At 69.0% G+C, this 24,902-nt stretch carries 13 protein-coding genes; 9 read left to right on the top strand and 4 right to left on the bottom strand.

All coding sequences use genetic code 11. From position 1 onward, the window contains the following. The first annotated feature begins 35 nt into the window (after positions 1-35). The gene (locus AS97_RS09700; protein ID WP_161500492.1) at positions 36-365 is read left to right on the top strand and encodes a hypothetical protein; all 330 of its coding nucleotides are present in this window, start codon (positions 36-38) and stop codon (positions 363-365) included. Positions 366-627: 262 nt separating this feature from the next. Here AS97_RS09700 and AS97_RS09695 read toward each other — a convergent pair whose 3' ends face one another. The 3 genes from AS97_RS09695 to AS97_RS09685 all read right to left on the bottom strand — a co-directional run bounded on the left by AS97_RS09695 (position 628) and on the right by AS97_RS09685 (position 4,753). Beyond that, on the bottom strand, positions 628-1,587 hold the full coding sequence (locus tag AS97_RS09695) for a sulfotransferase domain-containing protein (protein WP_210564711.1): 960 nt from the start codon (positions 1,585-1,587) through the stop codon (positions 628-630). 776 nt (positions 1,588-2,363) lie between these two features. After that, positions 2,364-3,383, bottom strand: a complete 1,020-nt coding sequence (locus AS97_RS09690; protein ID WP_236670094.1) for a Gfo/Idh/MocA family oxidoreductase — start codon at positions 3,381-3,383, stop codon at positions 2,364-2,366. Then, positions 3,380-4,753, bottom strand: coding sequence for an NDP-hexose 2,3-dehydratase family protein (locus AS97_RS09685; RefSeq protein ID WP_210564710.1), 1,374 nt, complete (start codon positions 4,751-4,753; stop codon positions 3,380-3,382). The genes AS97_RS09690 and AS97_RS09685 overlap by 4 nt, the downstream gene beginning before the upstream one ends. Before the next feature lie 300 nt (positions 4,754-5,053). On the opposite strand from AS97_RS09685, the gene AS97_RS09680 reads away from it, so the two are divergent. The 7 genes from AS97_RS09680 to AS97_RS09650 all read left to right on the top strand — a co-directional run bounded on the left by AS97_RS09680 (position 5,054) and on the right by AS97_RS09650 (position 10,833). Then, positions 5,054-5,260: an MbtH family protein gene (locus tag AS97_RS09680; protein ID WP_059147506.1), complete on the top strand. Its 207-nt coding sequence runs from the start codon at positions 5,054-5,056 to the stop codon at positions 5,258-5,260. A 24-nt stretch (positions 5,261-5,284) separates the two neighbouring features. Next, a complete protein-coding gene (rfbA, locus tag AS97_RS09675; RefSeq protein ID WP_125757220.1) occupies positions 5,285-6,157 on the top strand; it encodes a glucose-1-phosphate thymidylyltransferase RfbA in 873 nt (290 codons plus the stop codon). A 12-nt stretch (positions 6,158-6,169) separates the two neighbouring features. After that, the gene (gene rfbB / locus AS97_RS09670; RefSeq protein ID WP_210564709.1) at positions 6,170-7,147 is read left to right on the top strand and encodes a dTDP-glucose 4,6-dehydratase; all 978 of its coding nucleotides are present in this window, start codon (positions 6,170-6,172) and stop codon (positions 7,145-7,147) included. Between the two features lie 91 nt (positions 7,148-7,238). Further along, a complete protein-coding gene (locus AS97_RS09665; RefSeq protein ID WP_059147509.1) occupies positions 7,239-8,024 on the top strand; it encodes an alpha/beta fold hydrolase in 786 nt (261 codons plus the stop codon). A gap of 15 nt (positions 8,025-8,039) precedes the next feature. After that, positions 8,040-9,293, top strand: a complete 1,254-nt coding sequence (locus AS97_RS09660) for an activator-dependent family glycosyltransferase (RefSeq protein ID WP_210564708.1) — start codon at positions 8,040-8,042, stop codon at positions 9,291-9,293. Next, positions 9,290-9,910: a dTDP-4-dehydrorhamnose 3,5-epimerase gene (rfbC, locus tag AS97_RS09655; RefSeq protein WP_210564707.1), complete on the top strand. Its 621-nt coding sequence runs from the start codon at positions 9,290-9,292 to the stop codon at positions 9,908-9,910. Before AS97_RS09660 ends, rfbC begins: the two co-directional genes overlap by 4 nt. Before the next feature lie 5 nt (positions 9,911-9,915). Next, positions 9,916-10,833 carry an NAD(P)-dependent oxidoreductase gene (locus AS97_RS09650; RefSeq protein ID WP_236670093.1) on the top strand — a complete coding sequence of 306 codons (918 nt, stop codon included), beginning with the start codon at positions 9,916-9,918 and terminating at the stop codon, positions 10,831-10,833. Between the two features lie 27 nt (positions 10,834-10,860). Here the strand turns inward: AS97_RS09650 and AS97_RS09645 are convergent, their stop codons facing one another. Continuing rightward, entirely contained in the window at positions 10,861-11,766 is a 906-nt protein-coding gene (locus tag AS97_RS09645; protein ID WP_059147513.1) for a 2OG-Fe dioxygenase family protein, read from the bottom strand. Positions 11,767-12,276: 510 nt separating this feature from the next. Between AS97_RS09645 and AS97_RS09640 the strand changes: the two genes are divergently transcribed. Further along, positions 12,277-24,840: a type I polyketide synthase gene (locus AS97_RS09640; protein ID WP_210564706.1), complete on the top strand. Its 12,564-nt coding sequence runs from the start codon at positions 12,277-12,279 to the stop codon at positions 24,838-24,840. Positions 24,841-24,902: the final 62 nt, after the last annotated feature.

The following is a 24,902-nucleotide window of genomic DNA, read 5'->3' as shown; positions in this document are numbered from 1 at the left end:
GTTCGAGGGTGGCGGTGAGGTTGCGGGTGGCTCGGGTGGTCCAGAGCTTGCCGCGGGCCGAGTTCGACGGCGGTCTTCTGGGCGATCAGCAGGTGGGGGTTGGCCGTGTTCGGCCAGCGGCTGCGGCGGTGGTCGAGCAAGTCCAGGACTGCTCGGTGGGTGAGGTCGTCGAGCGGGTGGACGTGGCCGCCGACGGTGATGCGCCGGTTGCCCAGGTCGACGTCGTCCAGCTGCATCGTCCGGATCATCTTCGGCCGTGCCGCGTGGATGGCGGCCAGGGCGACGATGCCTCTCCCCGCGCCTGCCCATCGGGCTGGGTCTGCTGCTGGTGGCGGCGGGCATGCTCCTGCTGCTCGCCGGTATGACGGAGGGCGCGAGCACGACGCCGCTCACCTGGGGCCGCACGAGGATCGATTCTGCCGCGCGCAGGCCATCCCCCCGAGGTCAGGCCCAGTGACGCCATTCTGAAGCGTTACGGGGTGGCCTGCGGATTCGGCTACGGTGCCGACCATCCCGCGCGTCCGTGTCTGTGCGCCTTGGATCGGAGGGACGCCGAGTGGGAGGCCATCGCACCACCGCTGCCCTGGCTGGCCTGGACGGCTGATGTCCGCGTCCGAGAGAAGCCCTTCACACGTCGGCGTCGGCTCCATCACTGATGACGGGTGGGTCGCGATGCAGCCAATCCAAGAACGGCTTCGGAGCGAGGTCGCCAACCCGCTTCCGGTATGCGTCGAGATCGTCCTCGGTCAGGAAATCCTGACTGCCGCCCGACCGCCCGCTGCGGAAAAATTTCGCCGGATCCTTGAGTATTTCGGTGTCAGGTGCCAGTCGCTCCGCGCGACTCTTCATCTCGTCGAATGTCGCGGCCTTCACCAGATCGGGCCAGACCGACTTGTTCACCGTAATGCCCAGCCACTCGGCCAGCGCCGCCATCTGGCCGGCGAGGTCGGCGCACAAGTCGTTGTAGTGCAGGAGCCTCACATTCGGCTGCGCCTGCCGGTTCCACGCGTCATAGAGATGATGGACCGTCTGGTGCAGGCTCTCGGGAACCGCTATTCCCTGGTCGTCGGTCGGCTGGGGCAGACACCAATACTGCAGCCACTCGCGCATCGACGGGAGCGGTGGGGGAGACTGCCGAGACTGCGGGTCAGAGCCGTCTTGGGCGGCGTAGACTCGCTCGAGGTCGATGTTGGCGGTTTGATGGTAGACAGACAACGCCCGGTCGAGAGGATGCCTGGCGACCACGATATAGCTGACGCGCGGGTCGAGCGGCAGGCCGTCGAGCGGGGTGTGCGTCTTGATGACACGGCGATGCTTCTGCTCGGAGAGACGCGCGTAGACCTCCTCCTGTGAGCGCATTTGGTCCAACCATGGTGGTTGGTCCAACCACGGTGACAGGACTTCCAGCGGCTGCGGGAGGTCGGGCGTTTGAAAGATGAGCAACGCACACATCATCTGTACCCACGTCGTACCCGACTTCGGTGGGGTGCTGATGACGATATCGCCGTCACGCAGCGGAAAGTCGTCCCAGCGGACGCTGTTGTGCTCTGGGGATAGGTATCGGCGCGGTGTTTCTGTCATCATCATCCCCTGGTCGCGCTGAGGACGTCACTCAGCGCTGATTCGTTGCGATGGGTCGAAACGTGAGCGGCATTCCGTTTTATGAAACGGTCAGTGATCGGCCGGAGTATGGTGCGAATTACGGGTTGCGGGAGCGGTTCGGGATCATGTTCCATCGGAACAGCGTCCCGGACATGCATGGCAGCACTCCTGGTAGATGTATTCAGAAGTAACGGATACGGTCCCAGCCTTTCGTTGTCGTGGTGGAAAAACATCCGTGATCACCACAGTTACGGTGAGCCGGGTTGAGAATTATTTCAGCATTGCCCCCACCAGAGTGGGGACGGCCGCAGTGATTGACGACATTCGATTCGGGCTGCACCGGGCTCCGCGGGAGGTGTGCCAGGACTTCAGACCCGCCACACCCGCGTTCGACCGGTGCGCGCCGCAGAGAGGAAGCAGTAGGCCCTGCTGTCGCCAACCCTGACGCACGCGGGCAAGGGTGCCATCCACCAGGATGTAGTCAGGGTCGGTCTCGCGCTGCGCGCGCGGCAGGCCGGCACAGCCGGTCCTGGCTCTCGGCCCTGGCCGTGCCCAGCCTGCCCGCCGACGTCCCACCCCGCTGCTGCTGCCTCTCATGAATCTCAGCGGCCTGACGGGCGGTCCGGCCAGCGGTTCGCCAAGCCGGGTCAACGTAGTCCTGGCGTCATCAGCGGTGGGCGTCGAGGGGTTCATGGTGGCTCTCCCCCGACGGTCAGGAGGGGGAACCCGTCGTCAGGGCTCCCTTAGCCGACAGGGCCCCCTTATGGGCAGTCGTCGGTCGTGACGCGCACGGCATGTCCGCGCACCTCATCCACGCATTCCATCAGGGCGATCGCGTCTCGCCGCCTGTCCGCCTCCGCGCTCCCGTCGCCCACTTCGTGGCCGCGTACCGCGGCCACGAAGTCCTGTAGGCAGGAACGCAGTTGGTCCGATGCCGGCAGCGTGAACCGTTCCTCGTGGTCCTGTTCCTCCAGTACCAGCACCGGCCGGTGAGCCGCGGGCGGAGTGAACGCGCGCGTCAGCGACAGTCGACCCCGGTCTCCCCACAGGGTGTACGACGACGCGTACACGTGCTCGAAGCCGAACGTCACCTGGGCCAGTACTCCGGAAAGCGAGATCAGCAACGCCTGCCCGGACAGGTCGAGCCCGTCCGAAGCACGGGTGCGCAGCGTTGCCCCCGCCACCTGCAGCTCAGGCCCCAGTAGCAGCGCCGCGGCACGCAACGGATAGACGCCCACGTCGAGCAGTGCTCCGCCCCCGAGGCCGGGTGAGTACCGGATGTCGTCAGCGGACAGCGGCGGAATGCAGAAGGACGCCTGGAACGTGCTCGGAGTGCCGATCCGTCCGCGCCGCACCAGGTCCGCGGCGAACGCGTGCTGCGGATGGTGCGGGAACATGTAGTTCTCCCGCAGCACCAGACCCCGCTCCCGCGCGAGGGAGTACAACTGGCGTGCCTCGTCGGCGTTCACCCCGATCGGTTTTTCGACCAGGACGTGCTTGCCGGCGCGTAGCGCGCGGTCCGCCCATTCTCGGTGCAGCGCCGTCGGTGTCGAGATGTACACCGCCTCCACGTCCGGACGTTTCAGTAGCGCCGCGTAGTCCAGCTCCGCCGCACAGCCGAACTGCTCGGCGAAACGGCCCGCCTTGTCCGCAGACCTGCCGGCGACCGCGACGAGATCGACCTCCGGCGTGCTCACCGCGGTGGGCAGCACGCGCCTGCGGGCGATCGACGACGTGGCGAGCGCCCCCAGCCGCAACGGCCGGACTCCGGCCCGGCTCACAACGCCCGCAGCGCCGCCACCAGGGTCCTGGCCTGCACGTTCACGTGATGATCGTAGCGCAGCAGTTCGTCCAACTGACATGGTGTCACCCAACGGAAATCGTCCGATACGGCGGGGAAGTCGCTCTCCACCTCGATGATCAGGTAACGGCTCTGGGCGTTCCGGAACCGGCCGCCTTCCTCCGACAGGACCACGTCGTAGCCGGCGCCACCGGCACGGGCCAGTGCCTCGGCGAGATAGGGCGGCTGGTCGGCCGTGGGCAGATGCGCGTAGTTCTCAGGCACGCACTGCACCGTGGGACCGAGCTCGACCACGTCGAGGAAGCCCGGCTCCGCCCTCGCCCGCAGCAGCGCGTGCGGTACGCCGTCGACACGGCGGATGAACAGGGCCACGATGCCCATGCCGTGCGGTTCAAGCAGCGGCTGGGACCAGGAGGGCACCTCACGCCGGCGGGAGGAGACGTCGACCGCCACCACCTTGAAGTACAGCGTCTGCTCGTGGGCCACTTCGTCCGCCGTACGGTGCCAACCCACGGTCTCCGCGAGGCCGATCGGTACCACCTCGATCTCCTGCTCGGCCCGCCGCCGCGTGATCCAGCTACGGATCTCCCGATCCGCGTGGAGCGCCCGCTGCGTGTCCTCCTGCCGCCAGTCCGGAAGGCAGGACAGGACAGTGCGCGCGTCCATGTTGATCAGATTGTCCTGCCGCAGTAGCGCGTGGACTTGTCCCAGCGTCAGCCAGGCGAAGTCTTCACCCGCCTTGGCCTCGGGGCCGACCTCCACGATCATGTTGCGGTTGCGCTTGTGCAGGAACCACGAGCCCTGTTCTGACTGCAGAACGTCCGCTACGACGGAATCGGGTGCCGAGTGGCGGAAGAGCTTTACATAGGGGACGGCGGAACCACCGTGCACCCGGCGGTAGTTACTCTTGGTCGCCTGCACCGTCGGTGACAGTTGCAGGCCGTTGACGTTTCCTGGCTCGGACTTCGCCTGCATCAGCAGATGTGGCACACCGTCGAAGTCCCGCAGCGCGATGCCGAGAAGGCCGATCTCCGGCTGCCGGATGATCGGCTGTGACCATGCGGACACCGGACCGAAGTCCGACCGCACCTGCAGCCCGTGCACCGAGAAGAACCGTCCGCTCGCGTGCCGCAGATCGCCCGTCTGTTCGTCGAAGCCCCACCCGCGCAACGCGGCGAACGGCACCTGTTCCACTCGCTGCGCGTGTTCGTGACGACGCCTGTCGAGCCAAGCCAGTACCTCCGGGTTGCTCATCACCCCGCCGTCGACCGCGGCGGCGGAAGCGGCGAGCCTCGACACGCTACGGGGCCGCGCGGCGCGGGACGGCAACATCAGACCTGTCGCGGTCATCGACTCCGCCTTTGCTCGTTCCGGGAAACACGGCCGCCAAGCGCGCGTGGCGATCCGCGGGCTGCGTGGTGTACGAGGTCGGCACCGGGCCGCTACCCAGCGTGTGAGTACGAAGGGTGGGTCTGCGGCGGTGGCTGCGCAGCAAGAGTGCCACAGGGAGGGTTACTTGGCACTGATCCAGGGTGTGACCGGAGCTGTAACTGTGGCTCTCGCGGACGCCGCAGCTGTCGGGAACACGTGAGGATGGCGGCGTTCAGGTGGTCCTTCCACCGCAGGACGGCATGAGAGGCGGAGACTGGCGTGAATCCTTTCGACGATCCCGACGCCGAGTTCTTGGTGCTGGTCAACGACGAGGGGCAGCATTCGCTGTGGCCCGCCTTCGCGGACGTGCCCGGCGGCTGGCGTGTCGCCCACAGCAAGGACACCCGCCAAGCGTGCCTGGCCTACATCGAGGAGAACTGGACGGACATGCGCCCCAAGAGCCTGATCGAGAAGATGGGCGGCTGAGCCGCCCTCGGCACGCGTTACGGCATGAAGGGGATAGTCCTCGCGGGCGGGAGCGGTACCCGGCTGCATCCTTTGACGCATGCGGTGTCGAAGCAGATCCTGCCCGTCTACAACAAGCCGATGGTCTACTATCCGCTGTCGGTGCTCATGCTCGGTGGTATCAGGGAAGTCCTCGTCATATCGACGCCGCGCCATCTGGACTTGTTCCGTGCGCTCCTGGGCGACGGCAGTCGGTTGGGGATGTCGATCGAGTACGCCGAGCAGCCTGCGGCGAACGGCATCGCCGAAGCCTTCGTCATCGGTGCGGAATTCATCGGGGGCGAGCCCGTGGCCCTCGTGCTCGGGGACAACATCTTCCATGGTCCGGGTTTTTCGAGGATTCTGCACCGGGAGGCAGGCAGCATCGACGGCTGCGTGCTCTTCGGCTACCCGGTCAAGGACCCGGAGCGCTATGGCGTTGGAACCATGGACGAGCGGGGCCGGCTGATCCACTTGGAGGAGAAGCCGACGGAGCCCACGTCAAATCTGGCGATCACCGGACTCTATCTCTATGACAACGACGTCGTGGACATCGCCAAGAATATCCGGCCCTCCGAGCGCGGCGAACTGGAGATCACCGACGTCAACCGGGTCTATCTGGAACGCGGGAAAGCCAGGCTGATCAGCCTGGGCCGCGGCTTCGCCTGGCTCGACACCGGAACGCACGATTCGCTGCTCCAGGCCGGACAGTACGTCCAGCTCCTCGAACAGCGCCAAGGAGTGCGGATCGCCTGTCTCGAAGAGATCGCCTTCCGCGTGGGGTTCATCGACGCCGCGGCCTGTTACGAGCTCGGCGAGCAACTGCGGCACACGGACTACGGAAAATATCTCATGGACATCACGGCCGAAAACCGCTGAGGGGACGAACTCATGCGCATAGTCGTGACCGGCGGCGCTGGCTTCATCGGCTCGCACTTCGTCCGCCAGGCGCTGACAGGGGCGTACGAGGCCCTGGTGGATGCGGAGGTGGTGGTGGTCGACAAACTCACCTACGCCGGCAACGAGGCCAACTTGGCCGAGGCCGCGGCCAGTCCCCGGCTGCGCTTCGTGCGGGGTGACATCTGCGACGCGGGGCTGGTCAACGACCTGTTGCGGGGGACCGACCAGGTGATCCACTTCGCCGCCGAATCGCACGTCGACCGTTCCATAGCCGGCGCAGAGGAGTTCGTCCGGACCAATGTGCTGGGTACACACACTCTCCTCGAGGCGGCGGCCGAAGCCGAGGTGGCGAAATTCATCCACATCTCCACGGACGAGGTGTACGGCTCAATCGACCTGGGTTCCTGGACGGAGAACGAACCACTCGACCCCAACTCCCCCTATTCCGCGTCCAAGGCATCGTCCGATCTACTGGCACTGGCCTTTCACCGCACCCACGGCCTTCCCGTGTGCGTGACCAGATGCGCCAACAATTACGGTCCCTACCAGCACCCGGAGAAGGCCATCCCGCGGTTCATCACCAACCTCATGGACGGTGAGCCGGTGCCACTGTACGGCGACGGTGCGAACGTGCGGGACTGGTTGCATGTCGAAGACCACTGCCGGGGCGTCGCCCTGGTCGCGGAAAGGGGTCTGGCGGGGGAGGTGTACAACATCGGCGGCGGTACGGAACTGGCCAATCGGGAGCTCACGGAAAGACTCCTCGAATTGCTCGGTGCCGACTGGTCAATGGTGCGGAAGGTGCCGGACAGAAAGGGACATGACCGTCGCTATTCGCTGGACACCGCCAAGATTTCCGGCGAACTCGGCTTTCAGCCTGTCGTGTCCTTCGAGGAGGGCCTGGCGGATACCGTGAAATGGTATGCGGGGCGGCGCGATTGGTGGGAGTCACTGAAGGTGAGCAGATAGTGGGTGGGCGCGCGGAAGGGAACTCTCGGAGCTGAGGGAACCTCTCGTCCACGAGAGGACAGGAACACCAGAGAAAGGAACAACGAGAGCCATGGCGTTGCCCGCTACCGGTGAGAGCCGGTGGTTCCGCAGGTTCCATCCGAGCCCGGAGGCCGACATCAGCCTGGTGTGTCTGCCGCACGCCGGAGGAACCGCGAGTTTCTACCTCCCGCTCTCCGAGCTGCTGCCTTCGACGGTGGAGGCCCTGGTCGTCCAGTACCCGGGGCGACAGGACCGGCTGCGTGAGCCGTGCGTCGAGAGCGTCCCCGAGATGGCACGAGCCGTCTTCGACGTGCTGAAGCCGCTCGCCGTGAAGCGTCCCGTCGCGCTGTTCGGTCACAGCATGGGCGCCGGCGTCGGATTCGAACTGGCCATGCTGCTCGAACGAGAGCTGGGAACCACACCCCTGGCGCTCTTCGCCTCCGCCAGGTCCGCGCCTTCGCTCCAGCGCGGCCGGACCATCCACCGTCTCGACGACGCCGGGCTCGTCGCCGAGCTGCGGCGGCTCAGTGGCACCGACACGCAGATCCTCGATGAACCTGAACTGCTGCAACTGGCCCTGCCGTCGATCCGCAGCGACTACAAGGCGTCCGAGACCTACCAGACGGAGCCCGGCACGGCACTGCGGTGCGACATCGTCGCGCTCACCGGCGAAGCCGACGACCACGTCTCGGTCGAGGAGGCGGCGAGCTGGCGGGAGCACACCACGGGCGGTTTCGACCTGCGGGTCTTCCCCGGTGGCCACTTCTATCTCGCCGACCACGGGACAGCGGTGGCAGCGGCGATCACGGACACCCTGTGCGCGCCGCGGGCCCGCGGCCGACAAACCATCGGCTGAGGGAGGGCCCGAACGATGCGTGTACTTTTCGTGACACTCTCCGACAGGTCACATCTGCTGTCGATGGTGCCGCTCGCGTGGTCCCTGGCTGTCGCGGGCCACGACGTCCAGGTCGCCAGTAGCCCCGCTCTGGTGGACGCCATCAAGAGCATGGGCCTGACCGCGGTCTCCGTCGGGGAGGACCACAACTTCCACGAGATGCTGGCGCGGAACAGCGGCTCGCTGGAGAACCCGCTCTCCGACTGGTCCGACCCGACCCTGGAGGCGCACTCGTGGGAGCAGGCGCTGGCGAAGCTCAGAGTCAGCGTCATGTTCTCGCACCAGGTCTACAACGACCCCATGATCCCCGACCTGGTCGCCCATGCCCGCCGCTGGCGACCCGACCTGGTCGTCTGGGAACCCCTCACCTACGCGGGACCGGTGGCGGCGCGCGTCGTCGGCGCCGCCCACGCCCGGTTGCTGTGGTGCTTCGACAACCACTCCGCGATGCGCGACGTCTTCCTCCAACGCCGGGCGGAGCGCCCGCGGGAGCGCCGTGAAGACCCGATGGCCGACTGGCTCGGCAAACACCTCAACCGCTACGGCAGCTCGTTCGACGAAGAGGTCGTGGTCGGCCAGTGGACCATCGACCAGGTACCCACCAGCCTCCAATTTCCCTTGACGGTGGAACGGATACCGGTCCGCTACCTCCCCTATAACGGCCCCTCCGAGATCCCCGACTGGCTGCACGAGCCACCCGAACGCCCGCGCGTCGTCCTGACTCCCGGCATCTCCACGCGTGCCGTGATCGGCGGCACCCTCCTCCCGATCCCCGACATGATCGACACGCTGGGCGAGATGGACGTGGATGTGGTGGCCACGCTGCCGCCCGATGAAGCCGAGAAGCTCGTCAAGGTCCCCAGCAACACCCGTATCGTCGACTTCGTCCCCCTGCACGCCCTGCTTCCCACTGCCTCGGCCGTCATCCACTACGGCGGTTTCGGCTCCTGGGGCACGGCCCTCGCCAACGCCGTACCCCAGTTCATCCCCACCATCCGCTACGCCGACTGGTGGAACAGAGCGACAAGCCTGGCCAAGGCCGGTGCGGGACTCGCCGTTCACGCCTCCGAGCTGACGGCCGATGTCCTGCACGACAGCGTGCAACGGCTGATCAAGGACCCCGCCTTCCAGAACGGAGCCGAGCGCCTGCGCCAGGAGAACCTGAACGCGCCCACCCCACACGATCTGGTGCCCGTATTGGAAAACCTCACCGCGGAGCGTCGCCGATGAAGGTCCGAGAGCTGGCAGTGTCCGGCGCCTACGAGTTCGTACCCGACGTCCACCGCGACCAGCGCGGCGCGTTCGTCGCCCACTACGTCGAAACCGCCTTCTCGAAGGCCGTGGGGTATCCGCTGCGCCTGGGCCAGGTCCACCACAGCTTCTCCCGGCGCGGAGTCGTCCGTGGCGTGCACTATGAGGACGTACCGCCCGGCCAGGCCAAAGTGGTGACCTGCCCCGCCGGGGAGCTGCTCGACGTGGTGGTCGATCTGCGGGTCGGTTCCCCCACGTTCGGCCGCTGGGACAGCACCCGGCTGAACCCCGACTCCTGCCATGCGGTGTACCTGGAGGAGGGACTCGGGCACGCGTTCATCGCCCTGCGGGACAACACGGTGGCCGCCTATGTGACGTCGGTGGAGTACGATCCTGCCGCCGAACACGAGATCGACGCGTTCGACCCGGCGCTCGGGCTGCCCTGGCCCGACGGCATGGAGTACCTGGTCTCCCAACGTGACCGGGACGCGCCGACGCTGGCCGAGGCCCGCCGCGCCGGTGTGCTGCCGTCGTACGAGGTGTGCCGGGCGCTGCACGAGGACACCCGCGTGGCCGGGGGTGACGGGCCACGATGAACGACGTGAGCGATGCGCGCCGGAGCGCCGCCGTCGTCATCGGCGGTACCGGATTCCTGGGACGGCACATCTGCGCAGCGCTGGCCGCCCGCGGATATGACGTCCTGGCCGTGGCGAGAAAACCCGTTGAGTCACTTCCCGGGGCCTCCTTCCTTCCGCTCGACGTGGCATCCGCGACGGTCGGGGACATCGCCGAGGCCGTGGGCTCCGCCGATCTCGTCGTCAACGCGGCGGGCGATGTCGGAGCGGACGACGAGGAACGGATGACGGCCGGGCATGTCCTGCTCGTCGACCGGCTGGTGCGCGCCGTCTCGACGCTGCGCCGACGGCCGAGGCTGCTGCAGCTCGGCACCGTGCACGAGTACGGCCCCGTCCCGGAGGGCACGGCCATCGCGGAGGACCACCCGACCGCCCCTGGCGGCCTGTACGCGCGCACCAAGCTGGCCGGCAGCCGAATCGTCCTGGATGCCACCGAGGCGGGGCGGCTGGACGGCTGCGTGCTCCGTCTCACCAATGGCTGCGGACCTGGTGCCCCGCTGCACGGCTTCCTCGGCCGACTCGCCGCCCAGTTGCGCGCCACCAGCGAGGACACGCCGCTCGACCTGACCGTCGTCGACGACCAGCGCGACTTCGTCGATGTACGTGACATCGCCGAGGCAGTGGTGCTGGCGGCGGGCGCACGAACGGCCGGACGCCTGATCAACATCGGTTCAGGGGTCGCCACCAGCATGCGGGAACTCGCCGGGATTCTCGTCTCCGTGTCGGGCGTGCCCCCGCGTCTGGTGCGGAAGGGGCAGGCCCCGGTACACAGCAAGGGTGGCGCGTGGACCCAGGCCGACATCCGGCTCGCGCGCAGGCTGCTGGGCTGGTCCCCACAGGTGCCACTGAAGCGATCCCTCCATGACTTGTGGGCCGCTTCGTGAGTTTATCGGCCTGACGGGGCGCGGCCGCTACGTGGACGGTGTGCTGTCGAGGAGGCGCAGGCCGACCGTCATGGGAAGCTCCCGGTGCGGCTTGAGCGAATCGAAGGAATGCGAGTGGTGCCCTTCGGCCACCGGCTTGCGGGTCAGGAAGGCCAGCAGGTCTCGCGTGGCGCGCTTCGACGTGTCGGCGGCGTACAAGGTCGAGACGCTGTGCTTGCTCTCGTGGTCGACGATCAGGCACGTGTCGAGGAAGTCACGGTGCTGCGCCTTGGCGCGAACCAGCTCGGCGTTCGCGTCGTGCCATCGGGTGCCGTTCACCTCGCGCATGTCGTGCAGGAACGTGACGGCGCTGTCGTCCGTCATGTTCTCGCTGCCCAGATAGGTCGTCATGGTGTGGTCGACGCCGTCGCTGTGCACCCCTTCGAGCGCCGGTTCGCCGATCAGGTCACCGTCGGTGAGGGTCCTCACGTTGAGCAGTGTGCAGATCCACTGGTCGCTGTCGTAGTCCAATTTCGGCCGGTGGGCGACCGTCACGCCGTCGAGGACCATGAACTTGAAGACGAAAAGCGCCTGCAGGGCGGTGTTGAGCTGCAGGTCGTTCTGAATCTCGTCGAAGATGCGCACCTGGCCGGAGTCGTGCCGTACGAAGTCGTCGTCCATGGACAGCATGAACGGCTGGAATTCGAGCCGGCGCACCCGCATGGACCCTGGGTCGAATCCGAAGCGACCGGTCCTGGTCTTTCGGAACGGGAGGGTCGGGTCGCTCTTCAGGCCGTCGCTGACGGTGGTGAGTTTCTTGAGGTCGTCGTCTGTGGCGCCCAATCCCTTGACGATCCTGGTGAGCTGAGCGCCGGGGACGAAAGCGAAACGGTCGCGGATATAGGCCGAGCGTATCTCGGTGATCTCGGAAGCCACGGTGTCGTAGTTCGGCATACCCTTTGTGCCCTCCATGATGATACAGCGGATTCATTGGCCGAGGCCGATGGCCGCCCGGCTGTGATGCGCAAAGTCGGTGTGATGTATCTGGGAAGCCGCTCAGCGGAGTGCGGTTCACCGGATGACGGGATCGGCCGGCCGGTGCCAAAACACACTCGGCATGCGCTGATGTCACGTTTATCATCCGACGGCCCGTTGGGCAATGGGCTGCGAAAGCTGACGCCGCCGCGGACGATCCGCGACGGCACTCGGTGAACCGCGCGTTCGACCGGCCCGGATGTACACGTCACCGGCGTTTCGAGAAGGTCCGGAACGTGCTCTCGCCCGCTGTGGGACACCGTTGGGGCGGGGCCGTAACGGCGGTGATCGCCGATGTCACTGGTGGGTGTGGCGTCGGACAGTTAAGGGCAGTTGATGCCAGGTATATCGAGGGCGCGAACTCCACGCCGGGCTTCTTCTGAATTCGTTTCCGTTCGGCCGTACGTCCGGCGCTGGAGGTTTCTCTCGATGACCACTGTCGGCCTGTCTGGAGAGGTTCTCGCCGGAGGCGCTGTCGACCCGGACACGGCGATAGCCGTGATCGGCGTCTCCTGCCGGTTCCCGCGGGCGGAAAGCCCGCAGCGGCTGTGGGAGTTGTTGGCGTCGGGCGAGAGCGCTGTCACGGAGGTCCCGCCGGACCGCTGGACAGGTCCGGCCTCCATCGAGGCACCTCGGTGGGGTGCCTTTCTCGACCGGCCGGCGGACTTCGACGCGGGCTTCTTCGGCCTCTCCCCCCGCGAGGCGCCTTTCGTCGACCCGCAGCAACGACTTGTATTGGAATTGGGCTGGGAAGCCCTCGAGGACGCCCGCGTGGTCCCCGGCGAGGTCAGCGGCAGCCGACTGGGCACATTCGTCGGCGTGAACGCGGACGACTACGCGAAGCTGCTGACTCGTCATGCCCAGGCACTCGGTTCCCACCACACCATGCCGGGCATTCAGCGCGGCGTCATCGCCAACCGGCTCTCCGCTTTCCTCGGCGCCGGCGGCCCGAGTCTCACGGTCGACTCCGCACAGTCCTCCTCCTTGGTGGCCGTGCACCTGGCCTGCGAGAGCCTGCGGTCCGGGGAGTCGGAACTGGCCATCGCGTGCGGCGTCAACCTGCACCTGATGCCGGAAGGTGTGCTGCTCGCCGCGAGCTTGGGCGGTCTCTCGCCGGACGGTCGCTGCTACACGTTCGACGCCAAGGCCAACGGATACGTACCGGGCGAGGGCGGAGGCGCCGTCGTGCTCAAGCGTCTGAGCGCCGCGCTCGAGGACGGAGACCGCGTCCTGTGCCTGGTCCGTGGCAGCGCGATCAACAACGACGGCAGGAGTGAGACGCTCACCTCTCCGACGGTGGGCGCCCAGGTCGACGTCCTCACCCGGGCCTACGACCATGCCGGCCTGTCCCCGGCCGCCGTCCGCTACGTCGAGCTGCACGGAACCGGAACCCCGGTAGGCGACCCGGTCGAGGCTGCCGCACTGGGAGAGGCCATCGGCCGTCGGTGTCCGGCCGGGCGGCCTCTCGCGGTCGGGTCGATCAAAACCAACATCGGCCACCTGAGCGGCGCGGGTGGTATCGCCGGGTTCATCAAGACCGTCTTGGCCCTCAAGCACCGGCTGCTGCCCGCCAGCTTGAACTTCGAGACACCGAACCCCCGGATTCCTCTGGACGAACTCAACCTCCAGGTGCAGCGGAAACTCACTCCGTGGCCCGGGGACCCGGCGCCGGACGAGCTACTCGTCGCGGGGGTCAGCTCCTTCGGGATGGGCGGAAGCAACTGCCATGTCGTGCTCTCGGACTGGCGGCCGGAACCGGCGGACGAGCGCACCGGCGGGAGTGACCGACCGGATCTGCCGGTCGTGCCGTGGATCGTCTCCGCCCGCACCGGGGAAGCGCTGCGCGGACAGGCGCACCGCCTGACCCGCTTCGCCGAGGGCGCTGGTGACGTGGACGTGGTGGATGTCGGTTGGTCGCTGGCGTCGTCGCGGTCGTGTTTCGGGCATCGTGCGGCGGTGGTGGGTACGGGGCGGGGTGAGTTGACCGAGGGGTTGTCCGGGCTGGTCGGACGGGACGGCGGACCAGGCGTGGTGTCGGGTTCGGCGGTGGACGGTGCCGTGGGGGTGGTGTTCTCGGGGCAGGGTGCGCAGCGAGTGGGTATGGGCGAGGGGTTGTCAGGTTTCAGCGCGTTTGCTGAGGCGCTGGATGAGGTGTTGGGCGTCTATGACGAGGTCGCCAGCGGTGTGGCCGCTGACATTGAACTCTCGGGTGATTCGCGCGAGTTTTTCGGGGTTGGAGGTGATTATTCGGCTCGCCTCCGGGAGGTGATGTCCGGAGGCATTGACGGGTTGGACGGGACGGGGTGGGCGCAGCCGGCGTTGTTCGCGTTCGAGGTGGCTTTGTGGCGTTTGCTGGGTTCGTGGGATGTGCGTCCCTCGGTGGTGGCGGGGCATTCGCTGGGTGAGTTGGTGGCGGCGCATGTGGCGGGTGTGTGGTCGTTGCGGGACGCGGCTCGGGTGGTGTTGGCGCGTGGGTGGTTGATGCATGGGTTGCCGGCCGGCGAGGGCGTGATGGTGGCGGTGGGAGCTGGGGTGGATGCGGTGCGTCTGGGGGACGGCGTGGAGCTCGCGGCGGTGAACGGTCCCGAGTCGGTGGTGCTTTCGGGGGCGGTGGAACCAGTGTTGGCCGAGGCGGGGCGCTTGGCGGGGTCGGGGGTCAGGACACGGCGTCTGGCGGTGTCGATCGCGTCTCATTCGGTTTTGATGGAACCGATGTTCGAGGCGTACGGGCGGGTTGTGCGGTCGGTGGAGCCCCGGGATCAGTCTGTGCCGGTGGTGTCGAGTGTCACGGGACGCATGGCCGCTCCGGGGGTGTTGCAGGACCCGGAGTACTGGGTGCGCCAGGTGCGGAGGACGGTGTTGTTCGCCGACGCGGTGACCGCGATGCGTGAGCATGGGGTGGCGACCTTTCTGGAGATCGGCCCTGACGCCGTCCTCACCCCCATGGTCAAGGAGTCGGTCCGGGCCTGGACTGAGGACGAGCGGACGCGTCCCGACGTCGCCGCTGTCCCGTTCTGCCGCAGGGATCGGGACGAGAGGCATACCGCGACCACCGCGGTGGCTCACCTGTGGGTGCGCGGTGAGGAGGTCGACTGGGAACCCTTCTTCGTGGGTGCGCGACAAGTCGATCTGCCCACCTACGCGTTCCAGCGCGAGCGGTACTGGATCGAGAGTCAGCCGTCACCGGAACGGACCGTCGCCGAACCTCCGCGGAAGGTCCGCGAGACCGACGGGAGCGGGGAGGCGACGGCGTTGGACTCGGAGCGCGCCGACGGACGCCTCACCGCAGTTCTGGCCGGGCTGTCCGAGCCCGAACAGCGTGATGCCATCCTGGACACGGTGTGCGACCAGGCGGCGTCGGTCATGGAGTACGCCGGCCGGGTCGATGCCACGCTGACGTTCAAAGACCTCGGTTTCGACTCGCTGATGGCGCAGGAGCTGGCCGACGGGCTCGCCTCACGCACCGGCCTGCCCCTCGCCGGCCGCCTGGTCTTCGACTATCCGACCCCGCGCGGTCTCGCCCACCACCTCTACGAAGAGATCACCGGAAAGCGACAGGCGGCCGTCACGCGCGTCGCGAGGACGACGGCGGAGCCGTTGGCCATCGTGGGCATGGCGTGCCGCTACCCCGGTGGAGTGAGCACGCCCGAACAGCTGTGGCAGCTGGTCGTCACCGGCGAGGACGTCATCTCCGGGTTCCCCACCGACCGGGGTTGGGACCTGGACGGGCTCTACGACCCGGACCCCGAACACTGGGGCACCAGTTACACACGAGACGGCGGCTTTCTCACCGGGGCCGGTGATTTCGACGCGGAGTTCTTCGGGATCTCGCCGCGTGAGGCGCTGGCCATGGACCCCCAGCAGCGGCTGCTCTTGGAAACCTCATGGGAGGCACTGGAGCGAGCCGGAATCGATCCGCGATCGCGCCGCGAGTCGGCGACCGGCACCTACATAGGGGCCACCACCCACTACTACGGTCCACGTGCTCACCAGGCCGCTGACGGCTTCGCCGGTTACCTGCTGACCGGTAACACGCCGAGCGTGATGTCCGGGCGCATCGCCTACGCGCTGGGACTGGAAGGTCCGGCGGTGACGGTGGACACGGCGTGTTCGTCGTCGCTGGTGGCGCTGCATCTGGCTGGTCAGGCGCTGCGTTCCGGCGAGTGCGACCTGGCCCTCGCCGGCGGCGTCACGGTCATGGCCTCCCCGGACATGTTCATCGAATTCAGCCGGCAGCGCGGGCTGTCGGCGGATGGCCGGTGCAAGGCGTTTTCGGCGGGTGCGGATGGTACGGGGTGGGGTGAGGGCGTGGGTGTGCTGGTGGTGGAGCGGTTGTCGGACGCCAGGCGTAACGGGCACCGGGTCCTTGCCGTGGTGCGTGGTTCCGCGGTGAACCAGGACGGCGCGTCGAACGGGTTGACGGCCCCGAATGGTCCGTCGCAGCAGCGGGTGATACGGGCGGCGTTGGCGAGCGCGGGACTTGGCGCGGATGAGGTCGACGCTGTCGAGGCACATGGTACGGGGACGAGGCTGGGGGACCCGATCGAGGCACAGGCGTTGCTGGCCACGTATGGGCGGGACCGGTGCGGGGATCGGCCATTGTGGCTGGGGTCGTTGAAGTCGAACATCGGTCATACGCAGGCGGCCGCCGGTGTGGCCGGTGTGATCAAGATGGTGTTGGCGATGCGGCACGGCGTGCTGCCGAGGACGTTGCACGTGGAGGAGCCGACGCCGCAGGTGGAGTGGTCGGCGGGTGGGGTGGAACTGCTGACCGAGGCGCGTGCGTGGGCCGGGGGCGGTCGTCCGCGGCGGGCGGGCGTGTCCTCGTTCGGGATCAGCGGCACCAACGCACACGTCATCTTGGAAGAGGCCGAAGAGGCCGAAGAGGCCCCGGACGAGCCGGAAACACCGGCGGAGGAACCAGGTGACGCTCCCGCTGTCATGCCCTGGGTCCTGTCGGGGAAGAGCCAGGCGGCGCTGCGCGGGCAGGCGCGACGGCTCGCGTCCTTCCTGGAGGCGCGCCCCGAGGTGTCGCCCGTTGACGTCGGAGTGTCACTGGTCACCTCACGGTCGCTCCACGAGCGGCGCGTGGTCGTGACGGGCGGCTCGCGGGAGGAACTCCTCGCAGGGGTACGGGCTGTGGCCGAGACCACCGATACGAGCGGTGCGGCGCGAGACGGCGGAGTCACGCCTCGCCCCGTGTTCGTGTTCCCGGGACAGGGGTCGCAGTGGGTGGGAATGGCTCGGGACCTGCTGTCGTCCTCGGCGGCGTTCGCCTCACGGATGAGCGAGTGCGCGGAGGCGCTGTCCCCGTTCGTGGAGTGGTCGCTGCTGGATGTGCTCGACGACGCCGGTGCGTTGGAGCGCGTGGACGTGGTCCAGCCGGCACTGTGGGCGGTCATGGTGTCGCTGGCCGAGGTGTGGCGCTCGTACGGTGTCGAACCGGCGGCCGTGGTGGGCCATTCGCAGGGGGAGATCGCGGCCGCGGTGGTGGCCGGTGGCCTGTCGCTGCGGGACGGTGCCCGGGTGGCGGCGCTGCGCAGCCGTGCGATCGGCACCGTGCTGGCCGGGCGCGGCGGGATGGTGTCGGTGGCGTCACCGGTCGACGAAGTGCGCCGGCGTATCGAGGCGTTGAGCGGGGCGGTGGCGGTGGCGGCGGTCAACGGGCCGTCGTCCACGGTGGTGTCGGGTACACCGGAGGGGCTGGACGTGCTGCTGGCGCGGTGCGAGCGCGACGGAATCAGGGCGAGTCGTGTCGCGGTGAACTACGCCTCGCACTCCTCGCAGGTCGATGAGGTTCGCGAACGGATCCTCGCCGATCTGGCGCCGATGGAACCCCAGGCGTTCGCGGTGCCCTTCTTCTCCACGGTCACCGGGGAGTGGCTGGACGGCGAGCGCGGCCCGGATGCCGAGTACTGGGTGCGCAACCTGCGGCAGACGGTCCGTTTCGAAGAGGCGATCCGGGCGCTTGCCGGTGAGGGCTTCGGGGCGTTCGTGGAGTGCAGCGCGCACCCGGTGCTGACCGCGAGCGTGCGGGAGACGCTGGAGACCGCGGGAAGCGACGCCGTGGTGGTCGGATCGCTGCGCCGCGACGACGGCGGTACGCGCCGTATGCTCACGTCGCTGGGCGAGGCGTTCGTCCATGGCGTGCCGGTGGACTGGACGCGGGCGTACACCGGGGTGGGGGCACGGCGCGTCGATCTGCCCACGTACGCGTTCCAGCACGAGAGGTTCTGGTGGGAGCCGGAGGCCGCGCCGGCGCCGGAGGCCGGCCCGGCCGACGCGGCGTTCTGGCAGGCCGTGGAGGGCGGCGACGCGGAGGCGCTGGCCGGCGCGCTGGAGGTCGACGACGAGTCGCTGGCGCACGTGCTGCCCGCGTTGAAGTCCTGGCGGCAGCGGCAGCTCATGACCTCGACGGTGGACGGCTGGCGTTACCGCACCAGGTGGGTCCCCATGAGCACGGCGCGTCAGCCGGCGCTGTCCGGCACCTGGCTGCTGGTCGCCCCGGAGGGCCGCGCCGGGGAGGCCGTGGAGTCGACCGCGGCCGCGGTGCGGGACCACGGTGGCGACGCGGTCACGGTCGAGCTGCCCGCCGGGGCCGTCCGCGAGCAGATCGCCGACCTGCTGCGAGGTGCCCAGGGGGAGGGCGGCGAGTTCGGGGGTGTGTTGTCGCTGCTGTCCCTGGCTGACGGGTCGCCCACCGAGGCCGGGATCCCCCGGGCGGGCCTGACCGGGACGCTCGCCCTGTTCCAGGCGCTGGGCGACGCGGGCGTGAACGCACCCCTGTGGTGTCTGACCCGCGGTGCGGTGGCCGTGGCGGACCGGGAACAGGCCGGCGTCCCCGCCCAGCGGATGGTGTGGGGCCTGGGCCGGATCGTGGCCCTGGAGCACCCGGAGCGGTTCGGCGGCTTGGTGGACCTGCCGGAGCGGTGGGACATACGCACGGGCCGCCTGCTGGCGGCGGTACTGGCCGGTGCCGAGGGCGAGGACCAGGTCGCGATCCGTCCCTCCGGAATGTTCACCCGCCGCCTCGCCCGCGCCACGCGTCTCGACCCGCGACTGGAGTGGCGCCCGCGCGGCACCGTGCTGGTGACCGGGGGTACCGGTGGTCTGGGCGCGCAGGTGGCCCGCTGGCTGGCCCGGTCGGGCGCCGAGCACGTGGTGCTGGCCGGCCGCCGTGGATCGGACGCGCCCGGCGCTTCCGTGCTGCGCGAGGAACTGGAGGCCACCGGCGCGCGGGTGACCATCGCCGCCTGCGATGTGAGCGACCGCACGGCACTGGCCAGGCTCCTCGATGACGTGTCCGACGGCTGCCCGCTGTCAGCGGTGGTCCACACCGCGGCGGTCCTGGACGACGCGGTCGTGGAGCGGCTGACCCCCGAGCAGATCGACCGCGTGCTGCGGGTGAAGGCCGACGGTGCCTGGTACCTCCACGAACTGACCCAGGGCATGGCCCTGGACGCGTTCGTGCTGTTCTCCTCCGTGGCGGGCACCCTGGGCGCCTTTGGACAGGGCAACTACGCGCCCGGCAACGCCTACCTCGACGCCCTCGCCGAGCACCGGCACGGCCTCGGCCTTCCCGCCACCTCGGTGGCCTGGAGCGCCTGGGCCGAAGAAGGCATGGCCGAGGGCGGGATCGGCGCGGTGGCGCGCCGGCACGGCCTGCCGGAGATGGCCCCCGAACTGGCGGTGTCGGCACTGGCGGGCGCGGTGGCCGGAGGCGAGCCCAACGTCGTGATCGCGGACATCGAATGGGACCGGTTCCACGTGGCCTACACCGCCACGCGCCCCAGCCCCTTCCTGGCCGACCTGCCCGACGTACGCAGGCTCGCACACGCGGCGGGTCCCGGCACACACGCGGCGGCCGCGCCCGACGGCCTGGCCGCCAGACTGGCCGGCCTGGCGACCCGGGCCGAACAGGAGACGGCGATGCTCGCCGTGGTACGCGGACACGTGGCGTCGGTGCTGGGATACGTGGGAGCCGACGCGGTTGATCCGTCGCGCGCGTTCAAAGACCTCGGCCTCGACTCGGTGACTGCCATCGAGCTGTGCAACCACCTGAACACGGCGACCGGCCTGCGCCTGTCGCCCACCTCGGCTTTCGACTTCCCGAACGCCCGCGCGCTCGCGGCCCACCTGCGCGCGGAACTGCTCACCGACCCGGAGACGGCATCCGCCCCGCCCGTGACCGCCGAGCCGGCGACGGACCAGGACCCCGTGGTCATCGTCGGGATGAGCTGCCGATTCCCCGGTGACGTCCGGTCACCCGAGGACCTGTGGCAGATGCTCGATACGGGTGGGGAGGGAATCACCCGGTTCCCCGACGACCGTGGATGGGACTTGGAGGCCCTGTACGACCCGGACTCGGGCTCCGAACGCGCCGGGACGTCCTGTACCGACGAGGGCGGATTCCTCCACGACGCGGGCGACTTCGATGCCGACTTCTTCGGGATCTCACCGCGTGAGGCGCTGGCGACGGACCCGCAGCAGCGACTGCTGCTGGAGACGTCCTGGGAGGCGCTGGAGCGGGCGGGCATCGACCCCTTGGCGCTCAGGGGCAGCGGCACCGCCGTCTTCGCCGGGACGAACGGCCAGGACTACCTCGCCATGAGTTCCGACCTGCCCGAGGAGGTGACGGGATACGCCATCACCGGCAACACGGCCAGTGTGCTCTCCGGACGGGTGGCCTACGCGCTGGGCTTCGAGGGCCCCGCGGTGACGGTGGACACGGCATGTTCGTCCTCGCTGGTGGCCCTGCACCTGGCCGTACAGTCGCTGCGCACCGGCGAGTGCGCGCTCGCCCTCGTCAGCGGGGCGACCGTCATGGCCACGCCCGGCCTGTTCACCGAGTTCACCCACCAGGGCGGGCTCGCTCCTGACGGGCGCTGCAAGGCGTTCGCGGCGACGGCCAACGGTGCCGGCTTCTCCGAGGGCGTGGGCGTACTGGTGGTGGAGCGGCTGTCGGAGGCCCGACGCCAGGGGCACCAGGTGCTGGCGGTGGTACGGGGCTCGGCTGTGAACCAGGACGGTGCCTCCAACGGCCTGACGGCGCCGAGCGGCCCGTCGCAGCAGCGGGTGATCCGGGCGGCGTTGGCGAACGCGGGGCTGACCGCGGGTGAGGTCGACGTCGTGGAGGCGCACGGTACGGGCACGACGCTGGGCGACCCGATCGAGGCGCAGGCGCTGCTGGCCACGTACGGTCGCGACCGGGACGAGGACCGGCCGTTGTGGTTCGGCTCGGTCAAGTCGAACATCGGCCACACCCAGGCGGCGGCTGGGATAGCCGGTGTCATCAAGACGGTGCTGGCCATGCGGCACGGCCTGTTGCCCCGGACCTTGCACGTCGATGAGCCGTCGCCGCATGTGGACTGGTCCGCGGGCACGGTGAGGTTGCTGACCGACCCCATCGCGTGGCCTGAGACGGGCCGACCGCGTCGGGCGGGTGTGTCCTCCTTCGGCGTGAGCGGAACGAACGCCCACGTCATCCTGGAACAGCCACCGGTACCAGCACGGGAACAGCCGGCTGCGGAGGCCGAGGCGGACGACGAGCCCGTGCCGGACCCCCTGGCGATCTCGGACGGCGGGATCACCCCCTGGGTGCTGTCGGCGAAGTCCGAGGCGGCGGTCCGGGACCAGGCGGCGCGGTTGCTGTCGCTTGCCGGCGAGTGCGCCGGCCCGGACATGCCGGCAACGGGTGATGTCGGATTCTCCCTGGCGACCACCCGCGCGGTGTTCGCCCACCGCGCGGTGGTCCTGGGCGCGGATCGCGCCGACATGGCGCGCGGCCTGGCCGCCTTGGCGGAGGGACGGGAAGCCCTGGGCGTGGCGCACGGTGCCGTTTCCGGCTCCGACGACAGGACGGTCTTCGTCTTCCCCGGTCAGGGGTGGCAGTGGGTGGGGATGGCGGTCGAGTTGCTGGATTCGTCGCCGGTGTTCGCGGAGTGGATGAGGACATGTGCGGCGGCGCTGGCCCCGTCGGTTGAGTGGTCGTTGGTGGATGTGGTGCGAGGTGTCGAGGGGCCGGAGTGGATTGACCGGGTTGACATGGTGCAGCCGGTGATGTGGGCGGTGATGGTGTCGCTGGCGGAGACGTGGCGTTCGTTGGGGGCGGTGCCATCGGCGGTGGTGGGGCATTCGCAGGGGGAGATCGCGGCCGCGGTGGTGGCGGGTGGCTTGTCCTTGGAGGACGGCGCGCGGGTGGTGGCGGTACGCAGTCGCGCGTTGCGGGCGCTGTCAGGCCGTGGGGCGATGGCGTCGGTGAGTCTGCCCGTGGCAGCGGCGGAGGAGCGGTTGGCGGCGGCGTGGGGTGGGCGGTTGTCGGTGGCGGCGGTGAACGCGCCGACGTCGGTGGTGGTGTCGGGCGATGTGGAAGCGGTCGATGAGTTGCTGGCGGTGTGTGAGGCGGAGGGAATCCGAGCGCGTCGGGTGTCGGTGGATTACGCCTCGCATTGTGCGCATGTGGAGGCGATCGAGGCCGAGCTCGCGCGCGGTCTTGCCGGGATCGCTCCGCGGTCGTCGTCGGTCCCGTTCTATTCGACGGTGACGGGCGGGGTGTTGGACACGGTGGAATTGGACGCGCGGTATTGGTATCGGAACGTACGCGAAAGGGTGCGGTTCGACGACACGGTGCGGGTGTTGCTGGGCGAGGGCTTCCGGGTGTTCGTGGAAGCCAGTGGGCATCCGGTGTTGGTGATGGGAGTGGAGGAGACCGCCGACGCCTGTGGAGTCGGGGTCGCGGCGGTGGGGTCGTTGCGCCGTGGCGAGGGGGGTCCGGATCGGTTGTTGACGTCCGTGGCCGAGGCGTTTGTGGGTGGCGCTGGGGTGGACTGGTCGGCGCTGTTCGCGGGATCGGGGGCACGGCGCGTGGACTTGCCGACGTACGCGTTCCAGCGTCGGCGGTACTGGCTCGACTCGCGCATCGCCGCGGTATCCGGTGATGCGGCGTCGGTGGGGTTGGAGCCGACGGAGCATCCGTTGCTGGGGGCGGCGGTGCCGCTGCCCGAGTCGGACGGGTTCTTGCTGACGGGGCGTTTGTCGCCGCGTGCCCAGCCATGGCTTGCCGATCACGTGATGCTGGGCCGGGTGGTCGTGCCGGGGTCGGCATTGGTGGAGATGGCTTTGCGGGCGGGGGAGGAGGTGGGGTGTCGCCGGCTGGAGGAGCTGACGCTCGAGGCGCCGCTGGTGCTGCCTGACGAGGGCACGGTCCAGGTGCAGCTCGTCGTGTGCGGGCCGCGGGAGGAAGGCCGGCGTGAGCTGAGCGTGTACGCCCGTGGTGGCGGCAGCGGTTCGTGGACGTGTCATGCGCGCGGAGTGTTGAGCGTTGGTGATGAGGCGAGTGGCTCGGGGGATCTGAGCGCATGGCCGCCGGTGGGAGCGGAAACGGTGGATTTCGCCGGGACGTATGAGCGGTTGGCGGGCATCGGGCTCGCGTACGGGTCGGCGTTTCGCGGGCTGCGGTCGGTGTGGCGCCGGGGGGAGGAGGTCTTCGCCGAGGCGGAGTTGCCGGAGGGGGCGAGCACGGGTCGCTTGAGGATGCGTCCGGCGTTGCTGGATGTGGCGCTGTATGCGTGGCTGGCATGCGCGGACGGCGCTGGGGACGGGGTGCGGTTGCCGTTCGTGTGGAGTGGTGTGTCCCTGCATGCGGCTGCGGCCGCGGCTTCGGTGGCGCGGGTGCGGCTGGCGCCGGATGGTGATGGCGGGCTGTCGGTGGCGGTGGCCGATGCGGCGGGGATGCCGGTGGTGTCGGTGGATGCTCTGGTCATGCGACCGGTGCGGGAGGCGGAGTTCCCGGTCCCGGCGGGGGCGGGGGAGAGCTTGTACCGAAGGGAGTGGGTGCCGGCTGAGCTGCGGGTGGCGTTGGGGGGCGGATCGCCGAGGTGCGCCGTGGTGGGGGAGGACGTCTTCGGACTGGCCGAGGCGTTGGGGGCGGAGCTCTTTGAGGATCTCGCCGCGCTGAGCGAGCACGCGGCGCCGGATGTGGCGGTGGTGTCGGCCGTGAGTGGTGCCGTGGACGGGATTTCGGGTGTGGTGCGGGAGTGGTTGGCGGAGGAGAGGTTCGCTCATTCGCGGTTGGCGGTGGTGACGCGGGGCGTGGTGGCCGTCGAGGCCGGTGCGGACGTCCGCGATCTGGCAGCGGAGCCGGTGTGGGGGTCGGTGCGATCCGCGCAGGCTGAGAATCCGGGGCGGTTCGTGTTGCTGGACGTGGACGGTTCGGCGGCGTCGCTCGATGTCCTGCGTCAGGCCGTCCTGGCAGGAGAGGACCAGGTCGCTGTACGTGGCGGCGAGGTGTTCACGCCGCGCTCGGCCCAGCCGAAGGGACACGTCCGTCGGCCGGTCCCCGCACGACGCACCCCCGCCCCCACCCACGCCGAAGCTTCCCGTTCGGAAGGGGCGCCGCTGGTACAGCGTTTGTCGAGCCTCAGCCACGGGGAGCGACAGCGGGTACTGCTTCGGTCGGTCCGGGAACACGCCGCGGCCATCCTCGGCCTCGGGGAAGTGGCATCCGTGGCGCCTGATCGAGGCTTCCTCGACCTCGGCTTCGTCTCGCACACCGCGGTGGAACTGCGTAACCGGCTGAACGCGGCGACCGGGTTGCGGCTGCCCACGACCCTGATCTTCGACTACCCGAGTCCGGCCGTGCTTGCCGAACACCTCGGAAAGGAACTGGCACCTGCTGGGACGACGGGGGGCGTGGACACTCTCCTGACCGCCGAGCTCGACCGGCTGGAGTCCACGCTCCTGGCCACGCGCGCGGAGCCGGACGACGCGACGCGCAGCATGGTCGCGAGCCGCCTGGAGAGTCTCCTGTCCCAGTGGAGCGGCAACCGGGACCGCGCGGTGACGGACGGTCCCGTTCCCGACGGCCCGACACAGGCCGGCCCGACACAGGCCGGCTCGGCGCAGAAGGCCACGGTCACCATCGCTGATCGTTTGGAGTCCGCGGAGGCCGACGACCTCTTCAGCTTCATCGACCAGGAATTCGGACCGTCCTGAGCGCACGCTCTCGCACGCCGTACACCAACCGCACGCCGTACACCCACGCTCCCGAAGCTCAA

The sequence above is a fragment of the Streptomyces sp. AgN23 genome (assembly GCF_001598115.1).
In the GTDB taxonomy this organism is placed as follows: Bacteria; Actinomycetota; Actinomycetes; order Streptomycetales; family Streptomycetaceae; genus Streptomyces; species Streptomyces antimycoticus.
Note: the sequence above shows the minus strand (reverse complement) of the source record. Positions and strands in the feature narration are given on the sequence as shown.

What these genes read in the sequence shown, in the direction of transcription:
- rfbB (WP_210564709.1), top strand. Translation starts at nt 6,170, where the DNA reads ATGCGCATAGTCGTGACCGGCGGCGCTGGCTTCATCGGCTCGCACTTC.
- AS97_RS09660 (WP_210564708.1), top strand. Translation starts at nt 8,040, where the DNA reads ATGCGTGTACTTTTCGTGACACTCTCCGACAGGTCACATCTGCTGTCG.
- AS97_RS09645 (WP_059147513.1), bottom strand. Translation starts at nt 11,766, where the DNA reads ATGCCGAACTACGACACCGTGGCTTCCGAGATCACCGAGATACGCTCG.
- rfbA (WP_125757220.1), top strand. Translation starts at nt 5,285, where the DNA reads ATGAAGGGGATAGTCCTCGCGGGCGGGAGCGGTACCCGGCTGCATCCT.
- AS97_RS09695 (WP_210564711.1), bottom strand. Translation starts at nt 1,587, where the DNA reads ATGATGATGACAGAAACACCGCGCCGATACCTATCCCCAGAGCACAAC.
- AS97_RS09640 (WP_210564706.1), top strand. Translation starts at nt 12,277, where the DNA reads ATGACCACTGTCGGCCTGTCTGGAGAGGTTCTCGCCGGAGGCGCTGTC.
- AS97_RS09665 (WP_059147509.1), top strand. Translation starts at nt 7,239, where the DNA reads ATGGCGTTGCCCGCTACCGGTGAGAGCCGGTGGTTCCGCAGGTTCCAT.
- rfbC (WP_210564707.1), top strand. Translation starts at nt 9,290, where the DNA reads ATGAAGGTCCGAGAGCTGGCAGTGTCCGGCGCCTACGAGTTCGTACCC.
- AS97_RS09685 (WP_210564710.1), bottom strand. Translation starts at nt 4,753, where the DNA reads ATGACCGCGACAGGTCTGATGTTGCCGTCCCGCGCCGCGCGGCCCCGT.